General features: G+C 55.3%; 17 protein-coding genes, 1 tRNA gene and 1 pseudogene. 7 read left to right on the top strand and 12 right to left on the bottom strand.

The features are described from left to right. Positions 1–21: 21 nt before the first annotated feature. Entirely contained in the window at positions 22–858 is an 837-nt protein-coding gene (locus IE087_RS14125; RefSeq protein ID WP_189370016.1) for a glycosyltransferase family 32 protein, read from the bottom strand. Between the two features lie 515 nt (positions 859–1373). Here IE087_RS14125 and IE087_RS14120 point away from each other — a divergent pair. From IE087_RS14120 to IE087_RS23785, 3 genes and pseudogenes are all read left to right on the top strand, one after another. Continuing rightward, entirely contained in the window at positions 1374–2357 is a 984-nt protein-coding gene (locus IE087_RS14120; protein ID WP_189370015.1) for a DMT family transporter, read from the top strand. A 15-nt stretch (positions 2358–2372) separates the two neighbouring features. Further along, positions 2373–2449 (top strand) — tRNA-Pro (locus tag IE087_RS14115). A gap of 223 nt (positions 2450–2672) precedes the next feature. Further along, positions 2673–2837: pseudogene (locus IE087_RS23785) on the top strand (transposase); the annotation flags it as partial. A 397-nt stretch (positions 2838–3234) separates the two neighbouring features. Here the strand turns inward: IE087_RS23785 and tssC are convergent. The 11 genes from tssC to IE087_RS14055 all read right to left on the bottom strand — a co-directional run bounded on the left by tssC (position 3235) and on the right by IE087_RS14055 (position 18949). Next, entirely contained in the window at positions 3235–7800 is a 4566-nt protein-coding gene (gene tssC, locus IE087_RS14105; protein WP_189370014.1) for a type VI secretion system contractile sheath large subunit, read from the bottom strand. Continuing rightward, positions 7800–8717, bottom strand: a complete 918-nt coding sequence (locus tag IE087_RS14100) for an AAA family ATPase (RefSeq protein ID WP_189370013.1) — start codon at positions 8715–8717, stop codon at positions 7800–7802. The genes tssC and IE087_RS14100 overlap by 1 nt, the downstream gene beginning before the upstream one ends. Next, positions 8714–10264: a trypsin-like serine peptidase gene (locus tag IE087_RS14095; RefSeq protein ID WP_189370012.1), complete on the bottom strand. Its 1551-nt coding sequence runs from the start codon at positions 10262–10264 to the stop codon at positions 8714–8716. The genes IE087_RS14100 and IE087_RS14095 overlap by 4 nt, the downstream gene beginning before the upstream one ends. Before the next feature lie 40 nt (positions 10265–10304). Then, entirely contained in the window at positions 10305–10631 is a 327-nt protein-coding gene (locus tag IE087_RS14090) for a trypco2 family protein (protein ID WP_189370011.1), read from the bottom strand. A 553-nt stretch (positions 10632–11184) separates the two neighbouring features. Continuing rightward, on the bottom strand, positions 11185–12003 hold the full coding sequence (locus tag IE087_RS14085; RefSeq protein WP_189370010.1) for an alpha/beta fold hydrolase: 819 nt from the start codon (positions 12001–12003) through the stop codon (positions 11185–11187). Between the two features lies 1 nt (position 12004). Further along, on the bottom strand, positions 12005–15094 hold the full coding sequence (locus tag IE087_RS14080; protein ID WP_268244648.1) for an efflux RND transporter permease subunit: 3090 nt from the start codon (positions 15092–15094) through the stop codon (positions 12005–12007). A 4-nt stretch (positions 15095–15098) separates the two neighbouring features. Continuing rightward, the gene (locus IE087_RS14075) at positions 15099–16307 is read right to left on the bottom strand and encodes an efflux RND transporter periplasmic adaptor subunit (RefSeq protein WP_189370008.1); all 1209 of its coding nucleotides are present in this window, start codon (positions 16305–16307) and stop codon (positions 15099–15101) included. 72 nt (positions 16308–16379) lie between these two features. Beyond that, complete coding sequence (locus tag IE087_RS14070) at positions 16380–17609, bottom strand: M28 family peptidase (RefSeq protein WP_189370007.1); 1230 nt, start codon at positions 17607–17609, stop codon at positions 16380–16382. 43 nt (positions 17610–17652) lie between these two features. After that, positions 17653–17997, bottom strand: a complete 345-nt coding sequence (locus tag IE087_RS14065; protein WP_189370006.1) for a ClpX C4-type zinc finger protein — start codon at positions 17995–17997, stop codon at positions 17653–17655. Positions 17998–18023: 26 nt separating this feature from the next. After that, a complete protein-coding gene (locus IE087_RS14060) occupies positions 18024–18353 on the bottom strand; it encodes a DMT family transporter (RefSeq protein ID WP_189370005.1) in 330 nt (109 codons plus the stop codon). A gap of 2 nt (positions 18354–18355) precedes the next feature. Beyond that, positions 18356–18949, bottom strand: a complete 594-nt coding sequence (locus IE087_RS14055) for a TetR/AcrR family transcriptional regulator (RefSeq protein ID WP_189370004.1) — start codon at positions 18947–18949, stop codon at positions 18356–18358. An 811-nt stretch (positions 18950–19760) separates the two neighbouring features. Here IE087_RS14055 and IE087_RS14050 point away from each other — a divergent pair. The 4 genes from IE087_RS14050 (at position 19761) to IE087_RS14035 (ending at position 22442) form a co-directional block, all read left to right on the top strand. After that, positions 19761–20552 (top strand): hypothetical protein, encoded by a 792-nt coding sequence (locus tag IE087_RS14050; protein WP_189370003.1) that lies wholly within the window; start codon positions 19761–19763, stop codon positions 20550–20552. A 127-nt stretch (positions 20553–20679) separates the two neighbouring features. Continuing rightward, positions 20680–21189 carry a DUF6985 domain-containing protein gene (locus IE087_RS14045; RefSeq protein ID WP_189370002.1) on the top strand — a complete coding sequence of 170 codons (510 nt, stop codon included), beginning with the start codon at positions 20680–20682 and terminating at the stop codon, positions 21187–21189. A 56-nt stretch (positions 21190–21245) separates the two neighbouring features. Beyond that, on the top strand, positions 21246–21956 hold the full coding sequence (locus tag IE087_RS14040) for a hypothetical protein (RefSeq protein ID WP_229801391.1): 711 nt from the start codon (positions 21246–21248) through the stop codon (positions 21954–21956). 33 nt (positions 21957–21989) lie between these two features. Next, positions 21990–22442 carry a YrhA family protein gene (locus tag IE087_RS14035; protein WP_189370000.1) on the top strand — a complete coding sequence of 151 codons (453 nt, stop codon included), beginning with the start codon at positions 21990–21992 and terminating at the stop codon, positions 22440–22442. Positions 22443–22634 lie beyond the last annotated feature (192 nt).

The following is a 22634-nucleotide window of genomic DNA, read 5'->3' as shown; positions in this document are numbered from 1 at the left end:
TGTTTTGGGAAACCGATAAACTCAGTATCTGTCTTTTACGATAGCCGTGTTTTTTTGCTCTTCCCACCATTTGCCTCGGCCTTTATCTGGGTATTGAAGTTTCGGGTTGGTAAATTGGCCCTGATGGCTCACTGTTCTATATGGCCTGTATTCGAGATCAAACTTCTCTAATACAGGCCACATTGCAGCCGGCCCGGTCATTTCAAAAACATCACTAACGCTGTTCTCCACGATATTCGAACGGACCTTGTTTTCAAGAGCGGCAAAAAACGAGTTATTTGGCGCACTTGCCAAAAAACTATTTGTCGCGCACCCATTGCGATCAATCAAAAGAAGTTCGGTCGCTTTTGAACTCAGTGTGCGCTCAAGCGGCCATACTAAATTGGCATCGATATCCAAATACACACCACCATTTCTTAACAAAACTAGGATTCTCCAGTAGTCGGCAACCGCAGCACCGATCTGTAGATTTTCTAGGGTTTCGGCAATGTGAGGTTCAAAGTTTTCAGATACATATGCCTTGCCCTGGTCATTTGTCATGAAGCGGAACTCATATGTTGGAGCGAGGAGTCTATTGAACCTATTTGCAATATAAACTGCAAGAGACACCTTGTTCGTGTAGTTTGTTTGCCAGACGATACGCGGTATTGTCTTCTGTCGTTTTGATTTAATCAAAGGGGCGCTACGGGCAGGGATTTCACATCTGAACCTCGGAAACAAAAAGCTATGAAAGATGCAAAATATCTTAATACTATTGGCCAGAATTTTAACGATCCTGCTGAACAAAAAGGCGGCAGGGTATTCTTGGAAATCCTTAAAGCCAGTTCTCTGTGAACCATGCCTGAGTTCACCTGCCATTTTTACACCTCTGTTCAGTATGTCTTGACAATCCCTATTGTTCGGGTTCGTCGGAAATGTCTGGCGCATACCGGACGTAGCTTCACGCATCTTGCACAAACCTTAGCCAAACACCACACTGACCCGCGATCAGACGGCACAAAGCTGTCGCATGCGAACGCGGTTGGGATACGCTGAGTTAAAAACATCATGGATCACAATCGTTCAACGCCACGACCCGTTGAAAAAAGGTTTTGGGCATCGGCTGCGGCAGATCGTTTTTGCAATGCAGGTGGGTGGTCGCCACGCCGCGCATGCTTGCAAACCTTACATCTGGATTCGCAACTCGGACACCGTACTGCGTCAGAAACACATCTGCGACGTCCCGTCAGCCGGTTGTAACCGTAAGACGTACAGATTTGACTGGCGACCGGTAAAAGAAACAGTTGTCAACGCGAGCTATCAACTTTTACAGCAAATGGCTTCGAGTTAAACAGGCGCGGTCCGTCCAAGTGCTACGAATGGGGCCAACTTTCATGTCTGCAAACGCCAAGGGCGCAGTACTAGCGCTGATTGCTTTCGCCCTGTTTTCAACCCACGACGTGTTCATCAAGACATTGGGAGCGCTCTATTCCCCGATCCAGATCGTCTTCTTCAGCGTTCTGCTCAGCTTTCCATTGGCAACGATAATGCTGATGCGCGATGCCAAGCCCGGAACGCTGGTGCCCGTACATCCATGGTGGATGGCTTTGCGCACAGCCGGGGCAGTCATCACCGGCGTATCGGCATTTTATGCCTTTTCAAACCTGCCTTTGACGCAGACCTACGCCATCCTGTTCGCCACCCCCCTGCTCATCACGGTCTTGTCCATCCCCATTCTAGGCGAGAAGGTCCGCCTGCCCCGCTGGCTGGCGGTGATCGTTGGCCTTGCCGGTGTGATGGTGGTACTGCGCCCCGGTGCCACCGACCTGACGCTCGGCCATGCTGCGGCCATTATCGCAGCGTTTTCCGGCGCATTTGCATCCATCGTTGTGCGCAAGATTGGCGCTGAAGAACGCACCGTTGTCCTTTTGTTGTATCCAATGGTTGGCAACTTCCTGGTGATGGGTGCAGCGTTGGCCTTTGTCTACAAACCAATGCCGATTGAGCATTTGGGCATGCTGGCTGTGATATCGGTCATGGCCTGGGTCGCCGGGCGTTTCATCATTGCCGCATACCAGACCGGAGAGGCCGCAATCGTGGCACCCATGCAGTATTCGCAAATCCTGTGGGCAACCATTTACGGCCTCTTCTTTTTCAACGAGGTGCCGGACAGCTATACCGGGATCGGTGCCGCGATCATCATTGCTTCGGGCCTGTTTATCGTGTTCCGCGAAAGCCGGTCCGGAAATTCGGAAAACAAGCCAGTTCTGCGGACCCGCAGCCGTATTGGCACACCAGGCGCGTTCCGGGTTAGCAGCCTCATGACCAGCGGGCGTTTCCGTGACAAGCCTCTTGCCAAAACACCGGACGAGGAGTAATCCGCGCCGCACGGTCGGAGTGTAGCTCAGCCTGGTAGAGCACTGTCTTCGGGAGGCAGGGGCCGGAGGTTCGAATCCTCTCATTCCGACCAATAAATCAAGAGTTATTGTAGAGTTACAGGGACTATCACGTTGTCCGCTATCTGCAGACACTTTGGAAACAAAGGATCGCTTTGCGGGCTTTTGATTGGTCGGTTTTGGGCTGTTTGGCCTAGTGTCAGGTCCGATTGATTTCGGCTTGGCGGCATACTTCTCCGTTCAAAAAAGCGGGCGGTTAAGACGTCTGATCTCTTATGGCTGACCAACGATGCCCAAATGGTGCGTCCTGAGCCCTTCTTCCCCAAATCCCAAGGCAAGCATCGCTTTGATAACTGGCGTGTGTCGAGCGGCATAATCTTCGCCAACCGCAATGGTTTACAGTGGCGCGATGCGCCTTCGGAATGCGGCCCATTCAAGGCGTTCTACAGCCTTTGGAAGCGTTGAAAGACAATGGCAAAATCCTGTATCGCGGGTCGGAAGCGATGCAAGACCCCGGTCAAATACGCAAGCGCCGATGTAAGAGACGCAACCAGATAGAGATCATGTTTGGGATTGGCGAGGCCTCGCCATTCGCTGCGACAGATGTCCGAAGTCTTCCTTTCAGCCATCGTGCTTAGAGCAAACGTCATACATTGATTGTTGGTCCTGACCCTACGCAGTGTTTCCCATCAATTGCAGCTTTGAGGGAGTCGCAATGCGACCATAAAGGTCAAGTTGGATGTCTGCTTCGGACTGATTGAGAGCAGGCAGATTCTTCGCATTTAAGCTATCTTTTTCGTCTTGGCCATTCCGACGATTTTGGCTTGGTTTATGTGACCGGAAAAGTTTGCGTGCCATACTAAGAACTCGTACTGCCCGGCAGTTTGGTGACGAGGCGCAAACTCGTACCGACCCCCTCCGCTTGATAGCTCGGCGTCAGAAGTAACTTGGCTTCATACACGCCGGGGCTTCCGTGGGCTTGATCGACCTGAACTTCTGCTCTGGCAAGCGGGTGGAGGGCCTTTTGTACTTCGGAGGACGTGGTAGGGTTTCGGTCAACATACTGGTCGATCCAAGTTTGCAAATGGTCTTGCATATCCTTGCGATCCATGAAGCTTCCCATTTTGTCCCGCGCAATGACTTTGAGGTATTGGGCAAATCGCAGGGCCGGAAAAACATATGGAAGGCGGGTTTGCATATTCGCAGCTGCGCTTTGTTCAGGATCGATAAGCTGCGGCGGGCGGCGCAGGGTCTGCGCGCCGATGAACGTTGCGGTGTCCGTGTTGATGCGATGGACCAAGGGCAACAGCCCAAGCCGCGTCAGCGCCGCTTCCTGCCGATCAGTTATGCCGACGCTGACCGGGCCGATCAGTTCCGTATTTCCCACCACGCCACTTGCGGCGGCAGTTGTGAGGCCGGAAACTTGACCACCGGACTGGACGCCACGAATTCGGGTTGTCCATCCATGTTCTTTGAAGCTGCGAGCGACGTTAGTAACCATACCGTAAGCGGCGCTCATCCAGGGCAGAGGACGCTGCTCGTGCATTGTCAGCTCCTCTAAGGCGAATTCACTGGGGGGACGATCTATCCCATGCTGCGCGCGCGCCAGAATCCGCGGAACGGCCAAAGCGATGAATCCAGCGGCCTCGCTGTCACGCAAGCCGTTCCAGGCGGCATAGTTTTCCTGGGAGTTTACAAAATCCAGGTCCAATTTTCGTTGCAGGTCGGGCCAGTCTTCGATTTCCAGCAGGGTCGGGCTGGCCGCGGCAATGAACGGCGCCAGAGCGGTTTCAGCGATCTTTGCGACAAAACCCAATGTTGCCACATCCGCAGATTGGTGGTCGAATTCAAAATCGCCGACAAGGACCCCGAACGGCTCACCGCCGAAGAAACCATATTCCTCTTCATAGATGCGCTTGAACAGATATGACTTTTCAAAGTCGCGTCCTGCGTATCGCTTAGCGGTCTGGCTCAACTCGTCTTTGGAGATGTCCATCACGCGAATCTTTAGGGTCTGATCCGTCTCGGTGTTGTTGACCAAATAGTGCAACCCTCGCCATACACTTTCGAGTTTTTGCACCGGCTCACTATACAGAATTTCGGTTGAAGTATGGGACAATAGCAGGCGGTATTTTGTCGCTAACTGACCTGTGCGATCGGTCGCAGATGTGTGGAAGTGTCCATCAGGTTCGTCCAGAGTACAGGCCATCGCTAATGTCGCGAGATAGATTGCCTCGGTCTTGGTTTTGGCAGGTATGTCGATGTCGCCGAGGAGCTCCAGTTCCCGGCGATTACCATCCGGATCGAGGCGCCAATCCGGCACCTTGTCCTCAAGCTCCAATATTCTGTAGTCGGACATGACTTGGAATAGCTGGTCGACCAGTTTAGGCTCGCTGAGGACTTTGTCGGCTGCCAATACGAAGTCTGGCGCCTCCTGGAAATGGTTGTTGAGCGCGACAAGAGTGGTGTAGGTCCAATAGGCCGACCGAAGGCGCGGGGTGCGCTCAGCAATCCGATCCAACGTAAAGTCTTCGAGGCTTTTGAAAACAAGATCGAATTCCAGGTCCTCAGGTGATTGGCGAAACAACTCACCGGGCATCTGGGGCAATTCCGCGGAAACACGACCAGAAGCGCGTGGTGCGATACCTCGGAAAAAATCATCAAAGCTGTTTGCGTCTATCTCCTTAAACAACCGCTCGGCGACTGGTGGGATGTCGTATTCGGATTGTTCGCCGGACAAATCCGCCATAACGCCAATCACGAACGGTAGCTCGACTTGTTGCGCGTTGCCGTAGGATTCGGAGTCGTAACTGATCTGCACCCGAGGTGGTCGATTGCGTTGGATGAATTTTTTGCTCGACGAGGCAGGCCGCGGGATCATGCGAAGGGATTCGATCTCGGCCTTCCCAATGGCGGGGCGCAGGCCGATCCAGGTCTCGCGCCGCGTGATCTTGAGGCGTTCTGCATAGGCCGCACGCACATCAGCGACTTGGTGTAAGTATGAACCTCCCTTGACCACAGCAGTGTCTGGGTCGCTAGTGTCGCCTTCGCACCATTCCGCGACATTGCCTAGCATATCGTGAAAGCCCCACGCATTCGGCCTTTTTTGCATCACCGCTTGTGGCGCAGAAAATTCCGTCATGTCGCGTTCGACTGAACTTTGCATGGCCTGGGAGGGGCGAAACCAAGCGATGTCGGACAACGTGTGATCAAAGATATCCTCTGGTTCTGGCGTGCCATTATAGGTCGTTGTTTCCAAGGATCCGGCCCGGCAGGCATATTCCCATTCCAAAGGAGTCGGCAGACGCAAACGCGCCTCCCATCTAATGCCGCGTATGGCCTCGAAAACAGCCTCAGCATCGATCAATGAGAGCCGGTCGGCCGGTCGGCTCTTCAGGTCATCAGGGTCAGCATTCAGATAGCCTACGCGTTCCAGATAGTCGGAACCCAGCAACTCGCGCATGTCACTCAAGACCATGGGGCGTTCCATGAGCCAGAACCCGGTGGCGAATACCAATTCATCACGGCGCTGCAAGGTTCGGTTGAGGGACTCGCTTGGCCCCGGTCCGACGACGCCGTGGCCAGGTACGACCCAGCGAAAGCGCAGATGAGCATCGCCGATGGCGAGATCCGCGCGCGGCCCGATCTGGTCCACGACCACTTTGTCCGCCCAAGTGACGGCAGTGGGGTCCATGGCAGAAATATCCATGCGGCTACGACCCGATTGCAGGACGAAAGGCGCTTCGATTTCCCCCAGACGGATCTGCTCGCCGGACTTTGGCACAGTGTTAAAGCTAAGTCGTTCTTCGGTTGCGGGATCGACCACTTCGACCCCAGTGTCCCGCATCGTGAGAGTGCCCAAGGCCTGGCCTGTGACCATGCCGCTAGACATCCAAAAGACGCCATTCTGATCGCGGGTCACATTAGCGTGCCAGTCAGCGGCATTGGGTTGTGTCTCAACAAGAACCGGCGGGACAAAGTTGGGGTCGTTCTTGAGAATGGACAATAGCGCCGCCGCCGCATGGGGGTGCTGCCAAATTCCATCACGAGAGGATTTATGGCGGTGCCCGATCCGCGAGAGCCATGCCTCCTGCCCAGACGACAGGTCTTCTTTTGCCGCCGCCCCATGCATATTGGCAAAGAATGTGTCCGCGGCCTCAAGGTCCGAGGGATCAACAAAGCGGTCGTCGACGCGCAGTGCGGCAGGCAGGCCAAGGATTTCTTCGTACCAGATTTCGTCGGCACCACCGTGGCGCCAGTCCCGGATTGTCCCGAGCGCCGAGGACACTGCATCCGGGTCATGGGTAGCAAGGCCCACTAGACGGCGGGTATAGGCAGCGCGGGCGTCAGGGTCTAAGCTCGCAGCTTCCGCAGATCGGGACGCGAGTGCGGGGTGACGCCAGAGCGCGATTTCATCTGCGATGGTAGCGTCAGGCAGAACATTGCGGCGTAGCCCCCGGAGAAGCCCGGGTTCAAGCCGAATCGTTGGCGACGCCAATGCCAACAGACGGTCAACCCGTGCGCCATCACTGGTATCAATTGTGTCTGCTTCCCAAGGTTGCGTTTGCCATGGCCCGATCAAGTTTCGATCCGGACCGTCATCTGACAGCGGCAACAAGGCATGAGCTTTGCCATCGCCAAAGATGAACTCGCGGGCCAGAGCGCGCCACCACCCCACCAATCCAGGCGGTCCCAAAAGACCCAAATCCCCAAGCACCAGGAGCGGCCCAAGCCCGGGGCTGGGCCGACTCGGGCAATCCCGGGATACAGGGCGCAATTCACCGGTTGCTTCGTGCAGCATCCAAACCATCACGTCGAGTTGCGGGAACAGAGTGCGGATTTGGCTGACCATCAGAGATTGGTCATCAAACAGCGGTGTTAACCGCGTGCTGCGGTCAACGATGATCTGAAGCCGTTCTGAGCGGAAGGCGGCCTCTTTGCGCGGAACCTCGGTCAAGGGGTGCCCGGTGGCAATCCGGCGAACCACTTTCGGGATGTTTGGTTTGCCGCGCACCTTAACGGTGTTGATCACATCCTCAATGAGGTGCTGCACCTGTTTGCCCGTCGCCAAAGGATAGAACTTCGGCGGTCGGTTTGGGCGATTACCCCAAGCCACGTTGACTAAGGCTTGGGGTGGCTCAGCGGCGGACGAACTCTTGTCGTCAAGGGTTGTCAGGCGCGCGCAAACAATGGGTGTGTCCTCTGCGTCGCCCACGATTGTTTCGTCGAGGGGCATCCCCTCAAACAGACGAGAGCCACGCTCCATCTCCTCAAAGACCGAGTCGGTTTTTGGGGCTAATTGCGCACGATAGTCGAACCCGAACCATGCAGCGCGGGCGCGATCTGCCCCCTCCAGATCAAGCCCAGCGCGGACCAGATCGGCCCGGCCCACAGCTGGTGGTAGCGCGCGGCGGGTGTCCGGCATCAGCGGCTTGCCTTTCGCAAGAAGAACTGGCCGATCTCAGCCGTGCGTTGCTGGATCGAGGCGAAATCCTGCGGTCCCTGAGAAAAAAGCGCACGCAGTAAGTCAAGATACTCCGCCAGCCCGGGCAGAGGCAGCAGGCGTTCCCGACGCGCGGTTTCCCGGTCTGCGTTCACCGCCTGTGCGACATGGCTCAAACTGTCGGCCTGGGCCGGGTTTGGATAGTAAGCGCTCCCGCGAGACACCAGCCATTCCACGAAGGCATCACCAACTGGGGCGACCATATGATGCACGATACAGCGGCGTATGAAGGCTTTGGGCAAGGGGCGTTCATCGTTAGAGGTGATCACAATCAAAGGCCATGTCCCAACTTCAACTTGGGCATCCCGTCCCGGCACACTGAATTTTCCTGCGCCCAGGGCTTCCAAAAGCCCGTTGGGCACCGAGCTTTCGGCCTTGTCAATCTCGTCAATCAAAGCGACCGACCGTGACGGCGGCGGTACGGGATTGTTCGCCGCTTGCGCGGCCCCCATAGGATCGAACGCCGACCAGAGTACGCCCGGCGAGATAAAGTTATCACGGCTCAGGCGCTTGCGAACCTGATCCGCCGCCTCGCCTTGACTGGCGGCAGCGAGTTGTGCTTCGGCAAGACGCGACACCGCATCTTCGGTCCACAAAAGGTCCCCCGGTTCGGTTAGGGCATCGACCGTCTTGGAAACGAACTGCCAACCTTGTGACACGGCCACAGCTTCGGCCAATTGGGATTTACCGATTCCGGGCTCACCCAGCAACAGAAGTGGGCGCTCGGCGCCCAAGGCCGCTTCCACAGCCTGAATATCCAATTCCGAGAAGACATGAACCCGGCGGGGGTCTTCTGCCAGAACAATCTGCTTTCCATCATGCAATGTGGTTTCAATCATGTGTCCGCCTCCTTTGGGAGCAAGGTCAAGAGCGGCCGAAACCGCCGAAACTCCTCCGGTGCAAGGTCGGGCTTGATCGCGACCATGCCAATGTTGGGATAATCCATCCGGATCGCCTGCAATCGCGATTGCAATGCTTCGCGCTCCGCAGCACGTGTTGGGCCAGGATCGGCCTCAGCGAAGTAATAGGACGGCTCTGTTTCATTGAAATCAGCACGATAAGCAAGTTCTTCCTGCAGAATCTCGCGGCGGATTTTGATCCGTTCTGTACTATCGACCGGAAAGTCACACACAGGGCCCATGCTGTCTTCGAGCCATTTGTCCACCTCCAGCAGATCCGCACCCAATCGCGCTTCGAGGTCCTTTGACACTTGTGGACCTGACGGGTCGCATCCGGTTTCTGGCAACGGAGGCAGCGCGTGGGTGCCGGGCGGCAGCGCAGAGGCGCGCCCGCGTGATGGCTGGAACTTGGGCAGTCGATTTTCTGCTGCAGCCATGAGGAATTCAGCACCCATGCGGGAACCGGCGGCACAATCATCGAAACCGCTGGCCGGGTCGAAGGCGGCTTGTCGGACCGAGGACAGGTCGGGCGGAGCCGTTCGGCAAGAGGCGTAGCACACGACAATGAGCTGCATGATTGAAGGCTCGAGAGGCGACGGCCCTTCGCTCAGCCGGATCAAGAGCCGCACACCTTGTGCCAGAGGCTGGTCTGCAAGCGCCGTTGCGATGGCATCATCTGCGCTATCCTCGGCAATCCCCAACGCACCCGCTAGTCGGGCCTTCGCCAATGGTCCGACCTCGGTCATCGCCGTGATCAATTCTTCCTTATAGCTGGTGTCAAAAACCTCGATGAGGCCAAGCGCCTGCCGGAACCCGGCGGCCTTCAACATATCGAGCACGCTCACCGCTTCCAGTACGCGTGCCTCACCATTTGGCAGACGCGCCAACAGAATGCCCATGACCCGACCATTGACAAAGAGTGACGCACCGGATGCGCCAGACCAGCCATCCTGTGCGGCTTGACCGAGCTGTCCTCCCGCCATCCCGATCTCGGCATCTACCTGATAGCGGGCCGTGTTGGGCACGCGGCTATGGGATTTCCCGGACAAGCGCCGCGGTGTGGGCGCGTGTTCTTCCCAAGCTCCGTGGGGGAAACCTTCCGACAACCATTCCGCGTTGTTGAAGGGCTCGACCTGGGAAAAAAGTGCGACAGATACAGAGGCCGGATGCGAGACTGAAACAAGTGCAACATCAAGTTCAGCGCAGCTCCAGATCACACCACGGGCCGCATCGGAACCTTTGTCCAGGTGGCAAATCGCGTCAAGATAGCCGCTGCGATCCAGGGCAGGATCGGGCCGGTATTCGCGCTCGGTTGCGTGCCAGAAACGCACCCGAACCGGGGTGTCAGCGACATTGTCAGGTACCACAACGTGGCGCGCGGTAAGAACCACGCCACGCGCCACTGGCACACCGGTTCCGACAGAATACTGACCGGTCGTCTTTTTGACGGCGATTGCAACAGTGAGTTTCTCGAAGTTTCCCGACACTACGCGACCTTACAAGTCAGCTTGCTTTTCCAAATGTGATTTAAAAGGCACCGCGGGTTTCTGCGTCAATCTCTGCCCGGCCACCGGTGGTCGTGTCTGTGACGTTCAGTTTCAACGTCACCGTATGGGCCGTTTCCGCGGAGTAGCTGGCCCCGGCATTTGCACCTGCCTCTGCGCCAAAGCCAAACACCGAAAATTTGACTTTGCTGCTGCCTCCACCCTCGACACTGCGGCTCAGGCTACCCTGTATTTGCAATTGCGCCTCGACGATCTCAAAAGACAGTTCACCGTCAGGACGCGCCGCCTGCGCTTCGATGATCTGTGATCGCAACTCTTCAACTGCTTCACCAATAGAAATGGGCTGCATTGAATATCCTCCAAATATGACTTTGGAAAAAGCGTATCCCTACCGTCATGCTCGTGTCGAGGGTTAGGACAACGTGTTGAGGCGATCAGTCTTTTGCGTTCACAGCGAATGGCAGGTTAGACGGGCTGCAGCGCTACAACACCATGCGGTGATCAAGGGCATCAATGAGCGGAACCTGTCTGACACTGTACGTCTTGCACGTGGCCATCTCGCAACGTGATTGCGCCGCACTAAGTTCAGCCAAAGTGTTTTGGATTGAACCAGTAGCATGGCGCAATCGTACCCCTCGACCGTCGAAAACGTGTGGGATTACCCTCTCCCGCCGGCGTTTGAAACCTCTGCCACGATGCACAACTGTGGTGCTCAATAGTAGCATTGTTGTCGGCACATGCGATGCTATTCGGATGCTCAAACACATCATGCCCCCACTTATCATGTACTGCCTGCGTGGCGACATTGCAGAGCAGCTGCCCCCTATAGAAGGCGGCAGTTATTGTGAATGGAAAGGCATTTGACCAATGAGCCGGCTGGCCCTTGTTGGCCTGATTTCAAATCAACGGTTCGGGTTCTCAACGTGCTGTAGTGCTTCTGTTATCGCACGCTTGAACACATCCGGCCGATCAAGGTTTGTAAAGTGACCGACGGCCGGCAGATCAATCACCTTGAACCCTGGCTTGTCCGCCAACACCATGATGGACTGGTCGAGGAAGTAGTTGATCGCAGTGTCACGATCTCCACGCAGTACAACGATTGAGCCCGGGAATTCCACGGCGGCGTGCAACCGGTCAAACGTGTGTATGTTGCGATCAATCAAGTGCATGACGCGGCGGGACGCATTTCGATACATGTCTTCGACTACGGGTTGCATACCATAGTTGGTGGTCGCGCGTCGCGCAATGAAAGCGGGCAATCGCCGCCCCAAAAGATAGTAGGTCACAAATTTGATCCAAACGACCAATGGTGTCAGACGATACTTGTACGCCGTGCCGCAAGTGATCAGCGACCGGAGCAGATCCGGGCGCTTCGCTGCAATTTCCAGGCCCACCATCCCGCCGAGGGAGTTGCCAAGCAGGTCGACGTACTCAAAGCCACAATGCTCAATGACACCGATAACGTCGTTGGCCAGACAGGCGACCGTGTAATCCTTTGTACGTCCATTCCTGACCATGGCCGAGTGGCCGTGACCTCGAAGATCAATTGTCAGAACGCGACGTGTTTCCGCCAACCATTGACGTTCCTCTTCCCACTGCATGTGACAGGCCCCAAGCCCATGACATATAACCAATGGAATACCGGCTTCCGGGCCCGCCAATGTATAGCCAATGGGAATAAATGGATCGACGGAAAGGTATTTGGGGCGCTGTGTCTTCACTCTATCTCTCCTGACCGGCAGCGTTGACTTGGCGATGCATGCGCTTGGTGCTTGGTGAGACCTTGAACAGAATGGCATACAATGCAGGGACAAGGCCAAGGCTGATGAGCGTGCCTGCGATCAGGCCCCCAACGACCACGATATTGAATGACCGCCACAAAGGTTCCGCCGCGATCATGAGAGGGATCAAACCGAAAATAGTGGTGAGTTGTGTCAACAAAATAGGACGCAATCTTTGTGTGGCGCCGTCAAGTAAAGCATCGTACGGGTCAGCGCCATTGGCGCGAAGTTGATCAACCCGCTCAATCACCAGGATGGCATTCGATACGATGGTCCCAATCAACGCGAATATGCCAAGGAACGACATGAAGTCGAACGGCATACCGGTCACAAGCAATGCCGCGCTGACGCCAACAAGACAAAATGGAATACTAGCCGCAATGATTGCCGTTCTACGGACCGAGTTGAACTGTATCAGAAACAGCCCCAATATTGCGACTATACAGTGCGGCATGTATTCCGTTATGGCAGCAGACGCCTCTGCGGCTTCTTCGATGTCACCGCCAATTTCCACAGTTTCTCCAAACCACAATGACAGTCGATCAATGTCGGGACGCACTTGATCGACAAGTTCTTGTGCGGTCATCGAAGGGTGACGGGCAGAAATGGTGATCGTACGTCGAAAGTCGCGCCTTTGAAGCACACTCGGCACACCGACTAGGCGCAGATCTGCCACGGCGGACAGTGGGATAAGTTGACCGTTTTCGCCGCTGAAAGTGAAGGATCTGATTGCGTCGAAATCCGACCTTTCGTGCGCAGGTGCCTGGAATACCACAGGAAGCTCTACGCCATGTTCCTGATAGGTTGTTGCAAGGGTTCCTACAATCGAATCGTCCAGTGTTGCTGAGATTTGGTCTTTGCTCACGCCACTGCGCAACAATCGCGCTACATCGAATTCCGCGTCCAAACCCGGGACCATGGTCTCCCAGTCGAAACGCGCTTCAATTGAGCCCGGAATACGGGTGAACGCACTTCGAACTGCCTCACCATGCGCAACCAGGCGTTGGTAATCTTCCCCTGAAATGCGCAGCACCGCAGTACCGGTGTCAGTCTCACCCAGCGAGAACCGCTTGGGCAAGGCTTCGACGTCTGGCATTTGCCTTTGCACATGGTGTCGAACACGTTCGATGACTTTATCGATGTCCGCGTGTTCCACTGTATTTACGACCAGAAACGCCCGATGCGGGGCTGGATTGGGCGGGTTGAGGCCCAGGATAAAACGGGGGCCGCCAGACCCTATATAGGCGACATGCCCGGTGATCTCGGGGTTGACTTCGCGATCATTCAGAAATGTCGCAAGCTGCGTCACCTTGTCTTGCGTCGCTTCGGGTGTTGAACCGGGCGCAGCCTCAAACGGTATTTGAAACTGATCACGATCCGACGGCGGAAGAAAGCTGAAAGGGATGTTCCAGGCCGCCCCGAGTGCGGCAACAAGCACCACGAGCATTGCAGTGCAAAACAGGATACGGGCGCGCAAGATGACAAGGAGTAGGCGGCGATACACCATTGCAGACCAGGGCTCACACGGCTGCGCTCGGTTCGCTTTGGCTCCAGTTGACGAACCGCGGGGAATGAGTGCGCTTATCAAGAGCGGGATCACCGTCACTGCGACCAACCAAGAGACAATCAGCACAATTGCCATGACGAACGCCAAGTCACGCATATACTCCGCCGTCAAACTGCTGGCAAAGACGGGCGGCGCGAACGCGAGAGCAGTTGCAAGCGTTGACACCAATAGAGGAGGACCAAGCGTGTGCGGCGCACAGACGATCGCGTCTTCAAGCAGGCCACCGTTCCGCAGTCTCCTGGAGATGTCTTCAGCCACAACAGTGGCGTTGTCGACAAGGATACCAAGTGCAATGATAAAAGACGCAATCGTGACTTGGTTCAGCTCCAATGCAAGCGGGCGCATAAACAATAATGCAGCAAGCATCGTCACAGGAATGGAAAGTCCAACCACCATGCCCGTGCGCCATCCAAGGAAGACGATTGTCACGATCAACACGACGATGACGGTCATATAGAGCGTTCGTTGCATTTCAGCGATGACATTCGTCACGACATCGGCTTGAAAGGTTACCTCGGCGAGTTTGAAACCGACTGGCAGTTTGGCCGACAACTCTTGCATACGATGTCGAAGCGCTTCGCCGAATACCTGAACGTTCCCGCCCGGCTGCATCTCAATCCCGACAACCACGGCTGGCGCGCCATCAAAAAGAACGGCCGTTTCCAGTGGAGACACAGTTTCACGCTCAATCCTCGCGATGTCCCGCAAGGCGACAGCCCCGCCATCTCCAAGCGGCAGCTTTTGATTTCTGAGGTCATCCAGACCGATCAATTGCCCATCAGCGTCTATGTTGAGCCGTCGCCCACCGACCCGCAAAAAACCTGAGGGTGCAGCCAAGGTCGCCGTGTTCAAAACGGCAGCAATGTCTTGAGCCGCAAGCCCCAGGGCAGAAACCTTCTCCCTCGCGAGCGTCACAACCACGCGCTCGGGGCGCATACCCGTGACAGTGACACGGCTTACATCTTCCATGCGGTTCAGATCGTCTTGCATCATGCGCACGGCCAACCGGGTATCCCCCCAGTTGTAGTCTGTGTCCGGGATGATGGCGTATGTGGCGACAGCAGTTCGACCAAAGTCATCGTCTACCAATGGACCGATGGTTCCGTCGGGAAGCATGGTATTGGCAAGACGTGTGCGAAGCCGCGACCAAGCGGCTTCAACATCTTCATGGTCGTCGGCCAACTCTATGCGCAACTGCACTTTTCCTGCTCTGACCGTCGCGAAGATATGTCTGACTTCTGGCAACTGCTCGATTTTTGCTTCGAGTGGTTTGGCCAGCAACTCTTCGGTGTCCCAGATGGATAAGCTGCGGTTTTCGGCGTAGATGACGGCCTGCTTTATCGGAATTGTCGGCTCTTCTTGTGAGGGGTAGTTGCTAAGGGTCAGCAGGCCGCCAAACATGACAATGAACATACAGAACATGGTAAAACGACTATGTTCGAGGGCCGACGCTGATATGCGCATTGCCTTAGTCCGCAGTGACCGGAAGAGGAGCGACCAAGTCCCCATCGTTCAGAAATCGGACGCCAGCTGTCACAACACGCTTGCCGGGCTGTAGATTAGATGAGCGTAGCTTGTCGCCGCCGGCCGGAATGACCGCCACATTCAGCCGGCCGATCCGGCTGGTTTCGTCTTCAAAAACAAAAACCACCCCTTGGCCGGGTTCGCGGCCTGGTAAGAAAGCCGACAATGGAAAATCAGCCATCCTCACATCGTGTGGTGAGAAAACAAACCGGACTTCCACAGGTGCACCGGGGGATGTTTCCTGGGACGAAGGCTCTATCTGCACCTCCACTGTCACGAGGCCACCACGCCCCTGGCGTTCTCCCACACGCAGAACGAACCCGTCCAGTTGCGTATCTTCAGTTTTCAAGATGGCGCGGGTGCCCTGCACCAGCTTCGACGCAATTGCGCCGGGTACAAGCACAACAGCCTCAAACGCGCCGTCGCCATCGATCTCGAAAACTGTTTGACCGGGTTGCATGAACTCGCCGGGCTCTGCCAACCGGCGTGCAACCGTGCCGTTTATTGGCGACATAATACGTGCTTCCCTCAGCATTCGTTCAGACAACTCCAGTTCGGCGTCTGCGGCGCGGACATCTGCTTGTGCAATCTCGAGCTGAGCAACTGTGCTTTGAAAGGTAACGGGTGGCACAACTCCGCGCTCAAACAGGCTTTTCTGAGTGGAATGCAGAACTTGCATGTTTTTCAGCGCGGCACCTGCACGATCGGCGATGGCGCGTGCGCGTTCCAGGCGGCGTTCAAATGGTTGTGGCTCAAGCCTTGCCAGCTCCATTCCATAGTCGACGTTGTCCCCGATCTCGACGTTTGTTGCTTCAACTACACCGGCTTGCGCAAAAGCAAGGCGGACCCGTTCTGACGATTGAATGGTGCCCACAAATGCATGGGATGTATGACCGACTGCCGGAGCAACTGTGGCCAAAGCGACGGTGCGGGGACGCTCTGGCGTCGCTTCGCCAGTTTCGACCGCATGACAGGCCGCCAAGTAAAAGGCCAAAGCCACGAGCAACGCTTTCAGCGCAGCTGTTGTAACACCTACCTTCGTGCTGCGATAAAGTGCGATTGCGTTCAACACACTGATCCGCACGATGCTGACGTCGCTGGTGTTTTTGGAAGGTTTTGAAACTCGCACCGTATCGTACCTCTCGTAGGTCATTGACCTATTTTTGGGGTAAAACTGTTCTGCTCCCGGATGCAGGGGGTAGATTTCTGCCTCTGGCCGGGGACGTTAAGAAATGGTGTAAATGAACCGTTTGAGGGCCAGCGCGCACTCAACAACTTTGGCCGGATCCACAAGGTCAAGCGTGTCCTGTACGCGGTGCGTGACGGTCTGAGTGGACATATTCTCAAGAAGCCAATTCGATGTCACTGCGATGGCAGGACAACCCGCCTGCACGAACATGCTGTGATCGCCCTGAAACCATTCGAGCCCCCGGCAAGACGCAGGTGCGTTGGCAAGTAAGGTCGCGGCGGATTTCTCCATGTCTTTAGAAAGGCTGAAGAACGAATACGCGGTCTTTCCCTCTCGATACCCGACACCATCGACGTTGATGTTCAAGGTCACCTGGTCAAGAGCCCCTTCCATATCTCTCAAGTAGGCCATCTGGCCTGGCACCGCATAATGGTCTTCGCCGTTCAGAGCGACCAAATCTATGCCGTGGCTACCGTTGTAATCGGCAAGGAGATTGGCAAGCAGCAAAAGGGTTACAACACCTGTAGCATTGTCCAATGCGCCTGGAATGCCCTTCTTGGCGTCGATATGCGCAGTTATCACAATGCGTTTGCGCGCACTCTTATTCATCCGACCAAGAACATTGGCCGCTTTTGCCGTGATACGGGCCGCATCGGACCTGAGTTCGAGACGGTGACCCGTGAACGACAGCAGCCTGTCTGCATCCTCCTCGCTCATGTAAACGGACGGTACATCAAAGTCTCCGTCCTCGATCATGGGCATCGCTCGTGGCGCGCCTTGGGACTGCATGGCGGTGATGATGGCTTTGGCCCCTGAGCGTTCGAGCAACGCGATGGTCCGTTGTTGTTCGTCCATCGAAAAAAACGGAAAATTCTTGGGCATCAATGGCTCTGCTGCAAGAGAGCCGTATAGCAAGATGAAAGCCCCCTCGGCCTCTATGCACTCGAGCTGGTCCAACGTGGATACCGCTTCCAATCGTGCGGTTGCATTGACACGCCGCGCGTAGGGACTCGGAAACACATCAAATGATGTGCCACAGGCTGCCTTGAGCGATGCATGCCCGCCGCACCAATCAAGTGCGTCAAACCACTGTTCATGTGTCGCCCAGCCGGCCTGTTCGAGTTGAGCTTTGAAGAAAGCTGTTGCGTCACGATTGCCGTCGCAACCTACACTTCGATCCATCACGTCGATGGTGAGGTACTTCAACCACGCCACGGTTTCTTCCAAGTCAGCATCGCGCGTATCGGTATTGGCAACAATCGTCATGATAGACACCATTGTGTTTGAGTTAAAAAACGCTGGGCTGTACCTATTCGAAGCGCTGCTGCGCGACGTCCTGAGAGACGCCAAGCACAGCGCCAATTGCAGCCCAGCCGATGCCGCGACTGCGCAGCTCGTCTATTTGGCTTTGCAGGCGCGTTCTGGATTTGTCGACAAGCGCTAAGGATGCAGCCGCTTGGTGCAGCAAATTCTCATCATCATGCGTCGGTGTCGTTTGCTGATCCCCAGTTTGCTCCTGTGCTTCCAGTGCATCGCGCGTTTTGATCGTTCGGACGCCTACCTCAATACATTGATCACAGATGTTTACGCCTGGCCCGGCCAGGAGCGCGCTGACAGACTGAGCCTCAAGGCCGCAGAATGAACAAGTAAGCATGAGGTTTCTCCGTTTAAACAGGGACATCAATGATTGGTCGAGTTGGATAGCGTATTGACGACGACTACTCCGCAAACAATCAAACCAATTCCGGCAATTGCCGCAGTATCAAGGGCTTGGCGAAAGACCAAAGCGCCCAACAATGATACAAGGACAACTCCTGTACCTGCCCAAATCGCGTAGGCGATCCCCAGCGGCACGGTTCGAAGTGCGAGTGACAGAAAAAACAATGCAGCGCCAAAGCAGATCACGGAGGTTGCGGCGAAGCCCCATTTGCTGAACCCAGCCGAATACTTCAACGCCGCACTGCCTGCCACTTCAGCGATGATTGCCATGCTCAGGTAAGCCCAATGCATCGTTATTCCCAGACCCTTAGGAGATGCTGAATTGCCTTCGATACATCATCAATCAATGCCGCAATGCCATCGCCATGAGCACTGCCACGTGAGAATTGAACCTGCAGGGACGCACCATCGATTAACGCAACCAGAACCTGGGCAAGGCCTGCGCGACGATCCAGCGACAAGTTAGGTGACATGATGGCAACCAACTGTTCGATATGTGACAGAATGTAAGCGTAGCCATCGGCTTTGATCTTGGCATAACGGTGATCGTGTAGTGCAAGGACCTCCATAATGGCATAGAAGCGCCCCGCATCGCTTGCATAGTATCGCATCAGCGACCCGACAGCCTGGTCCACATTTGCTTCAAGGTCATTGGGGTTCCACAGCACATTGCCAAGCAACTCGATTGGCTTTTGCGTTTCGCCGAGAATGACAGCTTCGACCAGGTCATCCTTGGTTGAAAAATAGTATTGTAGATTGCCGACCGATATTCCGAGTTGGTTCGCAATTTTCCTCAGAGAGACGCCTGAGTAACCCTGGTTCAAAAGCATCTGTCGCGCCGCTGCCTCTATGGCCAAACGCCGCTCCTCGCCCTTCGAACTTTTCAACGGTTCACTTTTCATGTTTTCGGCTCAACTTTGCAATCGTTAAGCAACACGTAATAGGTCGATGACCTATTATCAATAGGCCAGCAGATTTTCTGCTCGAAGGCGCGGAGCGATCTGCATTGATTTTCTGCAAAGCCCTCGTCTTGCGCATTGTTGTTGCAATGCCTGTCTTATTGTCCGCGCTGGCCAGGCGAGCGGCGAACAATGGTCATGTCCGCGGTGTTTGGTGAACCCGCGCAGGCGTTTTGGGGGGCTAAAGCTTGTTGGCCGCTTTCGCGGGTGAGGCAACGCGAGCCTGCTGCTATTCACGTCTGACGCAAAGGCGCGCCAAGCAGACCTTCGAGTCCAAAATACGAACGGCAGGTTTGGCTGCAGACCGCTAGCTCGTTTGTTGCACAATTCCGAGCACGCATTGAATGGCAGGTTCGACGGGCCGCACCTGACGTCGCCTCGGAGCTATGATTGACAAGTGCTGTACGACCACCCAATGGCCAGATCATCTTGGCAGTAGCGGAACGTCAGGCTTGCGCGCGTGTAGCTGACACAGACAAGAAACCCGTTGTCGCGGACAACACCACACACATACGTTTAGTCAACAGTGGTCCATTTCGGCCATGAACTGGCTTCGTAGAGAACTAGACCATTCAAGATACGAATAGCCTCAACGTCCACATGCGCGATGAGACCACTGACGACGGTCGTGCTGAACCGGGTTTTTTCGCCGATCACCGACCTGCAAAGCGAGAAGTCTTGTGGGCATGCATGCACGTGGGCTCAATAAGGTCCAGTATCTGCAATTGGGAGAGCAAACGTGCATAACCAAAAGTATCGTATCATTGCCCCCACGTGCATTGCGTTGGCTTTAGGTGGCGTTTTGATTGCCACCGACAGCCCGTTTTCCGGTCGACTTCTGACGCGGATCGAGGCGCACCGTCTTATGGATCGTTTCAGCGAAACCCGTCTTGAGCTTCGTTCGATTGAGGGACGCGGGGAGAAGACGAGGATTATCCTTTCGCGTGTTGGTGACCCCGTACCGCTGGAGCCCATTTTCGTAAATGCATGCCCCTATATCCATTGTACACACGACCTCTCTGCCGCGCTCTGGTCCCGGGATGTCCAGCACGAAATTGCCAACTACATCTTCGACACATTTGATGAGTGTGGGTTGCCCCCAATCGCCATTCCGAAGATCACTTTACCTTGGAACAAGGCGCAGTCTTATGATCGGCGCCCTGTGGGGCAAATCTTTAATCTCAGAACAACCATCTTCGTGGACACCGCGGATATTGACGACGACGTCTCTCAGTTTCAGACGAAAGCCGAAAACTGCGTGAAAGCCCTTCAGCGGCAACCAACAGAGAATCCGGGCTGGGCGCTGGTTACCGAAGATGTTGGGTTTACGATCAAAGCGTTACCCTTGCGGGATGATCTGCGGCGGCCCGCCGTCCGGCCGGTGCTGCACCCAGGACCTTACATACCGACCAGAGACGGCGGTACCGCAATCCGTAAAGTGGGCAGAACAATCCACTTCCATCTGGTCCTTGAAGGAGAGGAGACATTCCTATCCCGCCTGACTGTATCGGAGCATCCCGATCTGCAGTAAGCCCAAACCTATATATGTTTGGTAAAGTCACGCCATTTGGCAGTGCCAATGGCAAAGTTACGCCGTTTTGTCGTGCTCTCACCGACTAAAGCTTGACCGCCCGACCTTCCGGAAGGTGAATACCTTCATGTCTGATACGATTAGCCTTCCCTTTTTTGGAGGCGCATCCGTCGCCTTGTTGAGTGATGTCACGCAGCTTCCGCCCGCCGCAGGCGATGCGCTGCGCAGGTTTTCAACACTCACACCTGCGGACCGCTCATCGATCACACAGCACGTCTATGCCTACTATCGCGATATGCATACTCATGCGGGAGGCAACTTGATTGATGAAGTAATGCCACGGCCCAACCAACCCGATGATATTTGGAAACATATTCACCCGCTGTCGATCGCCATCAAGTCCCGGCCGACGCTGTTCAGCGACACCAAAGCGGAGAGTCCGACCTTCTATGTGCTGCTGGAAACGAATTGCGACTGGGAAGATGAACACGGATTGCTGTTGTCCTGGAAAGAGGGTTACGAGCTGGTAAAGGTTGGTGAATATGACGACAAACCAGTGCACGGCAGCGGGGTGCCGGCTGGGGTCATTTATCATTCAAGCTATGACGAGAGCTTCAGTACATTCCGCTCGCTTTAAAGGTTGAAAACGAGCAACGGCAGGGATTTTCCCCTTAGAGTAAGGAGCACTGCAAGATGAAGCGATTTTCACTCTGTATCTTTCTTCTGTCGCTGGTCGCGGGTTCCTGGTCACAAAATGCCTATGCACAGAATCTCACGATCCAGATTGCGCCAGATTTTGCTATGTCCAATCTGAACCGGGAGTTGCTCGACAGGCGAAACAAAAACCAAAATCCCCATGCAAAAGCTCCTGCAATCGCAGATGAAGATGCTTTGAGGTTTATTATCGATCCGGTCCGCCGCGCCGAAAATTTGCGCAGCTTTGTGGCCCGCACCCAGAAAACCGATCCTGCAGGGGCCGCGCGCCTTAGCGCCATTCTTGCTTCGGTCGATGTCATGGGCATGATTGCCAACGCGATGAACTCAGTGGATCTTGAAGCTGACAATGTGGCTGATGCATACGCGGTGTGGTGGATCAGCGCTTATCAAGGAAGCCAAGGCGTGACGGACACACCGTCTCGCGAGACTTACCAAGCTGTGCGCGTGCAATCGGCAAATATCTTGCTTTCAACACCCACCTTGGTGAATGCATCGCAAGCCGAAAAGCAGCAACTGGCCGAAGCCTATTTGCTCCAGGCAGCACTGATTGATTCAGCTGTCGATGAGCTGCAATCGGATCCAACCCAGCTGGATGCCCTGAAATCAGCCGTGGCAGAAGGGGCGATGGCCTCGGGGCTGGACCTCGCACTTTTAGAGTTGGTAGCCGATGGGTTTCGGTTGCGCTGAACGTAGGAGTGCTTGGCAGTGTTGTCCGACTTGATGAAGGAACTCCTAGGGAAGATTGCTGATGAGCAAGCTGCCGCTGCGGAATTTATACAAGGGCCCGCTGCACCGCAGGACATCGAAGCTTTGGCGACAGCGCTTAAGATCCAGATGTCAGCAACACTACCAGACGACATGCGGGCGTATCTGTCTCTTTCGAACGGAACGGATTTCAATGGGCTGGTCCTCTATGGAGCTTTTCAGTCGACTGACAAGCCGGGGCCGGGCGGTTTCTGGCAAGGCCTGATTGCGGCCAACAGTGAATGGCGCGAAGCTGGGGATCACGATACCTATGTCATTCTGGGGGAGACGGGAATGGACCTTTTAACGGTCGGCCTCCGAGGGCAGAGCGCAACCAGTCGCGACCGAATGTCGGGCGATCAAATCGAAAGTTTTCCATCTGTCGCGGCGATGCTCGAGTCTTATTTGTTGCAGCACATACATGCGTGATTGGGCGAGCTGTCGTGTGTCGCAACCCGACCAACGACAGCCCCGTCCTACCTGCGATGGCCATCCAGCTCTCAAGACCAACGTCTGTTTCGTGGAATTGCACTGCGGCATCATTCACTACGAAGAACGTCCGGTAATGGGATGTACCGGCTGCTTCACCCAGCAGGTTAGGCTTTGCCTATTTCTGCGAAC

Origin of the sequence: Tateyamaria omphalii, from assembly GCF_014651375.1 — a bacterium.
GTDB classification, from domain to species: domain Bacteria; phylum Pseudomonadota; class Alphaproteobacteria; order Rhodobacterales; family Rhodobacteraceae; genus Tateyamaria; species Tateyamaria omphalii.
The sequence above is the reverse complement of the archived record's forward strand: the minus strand, read 5'-3'. Positions and strand labels throughout refer to the sequence as shown.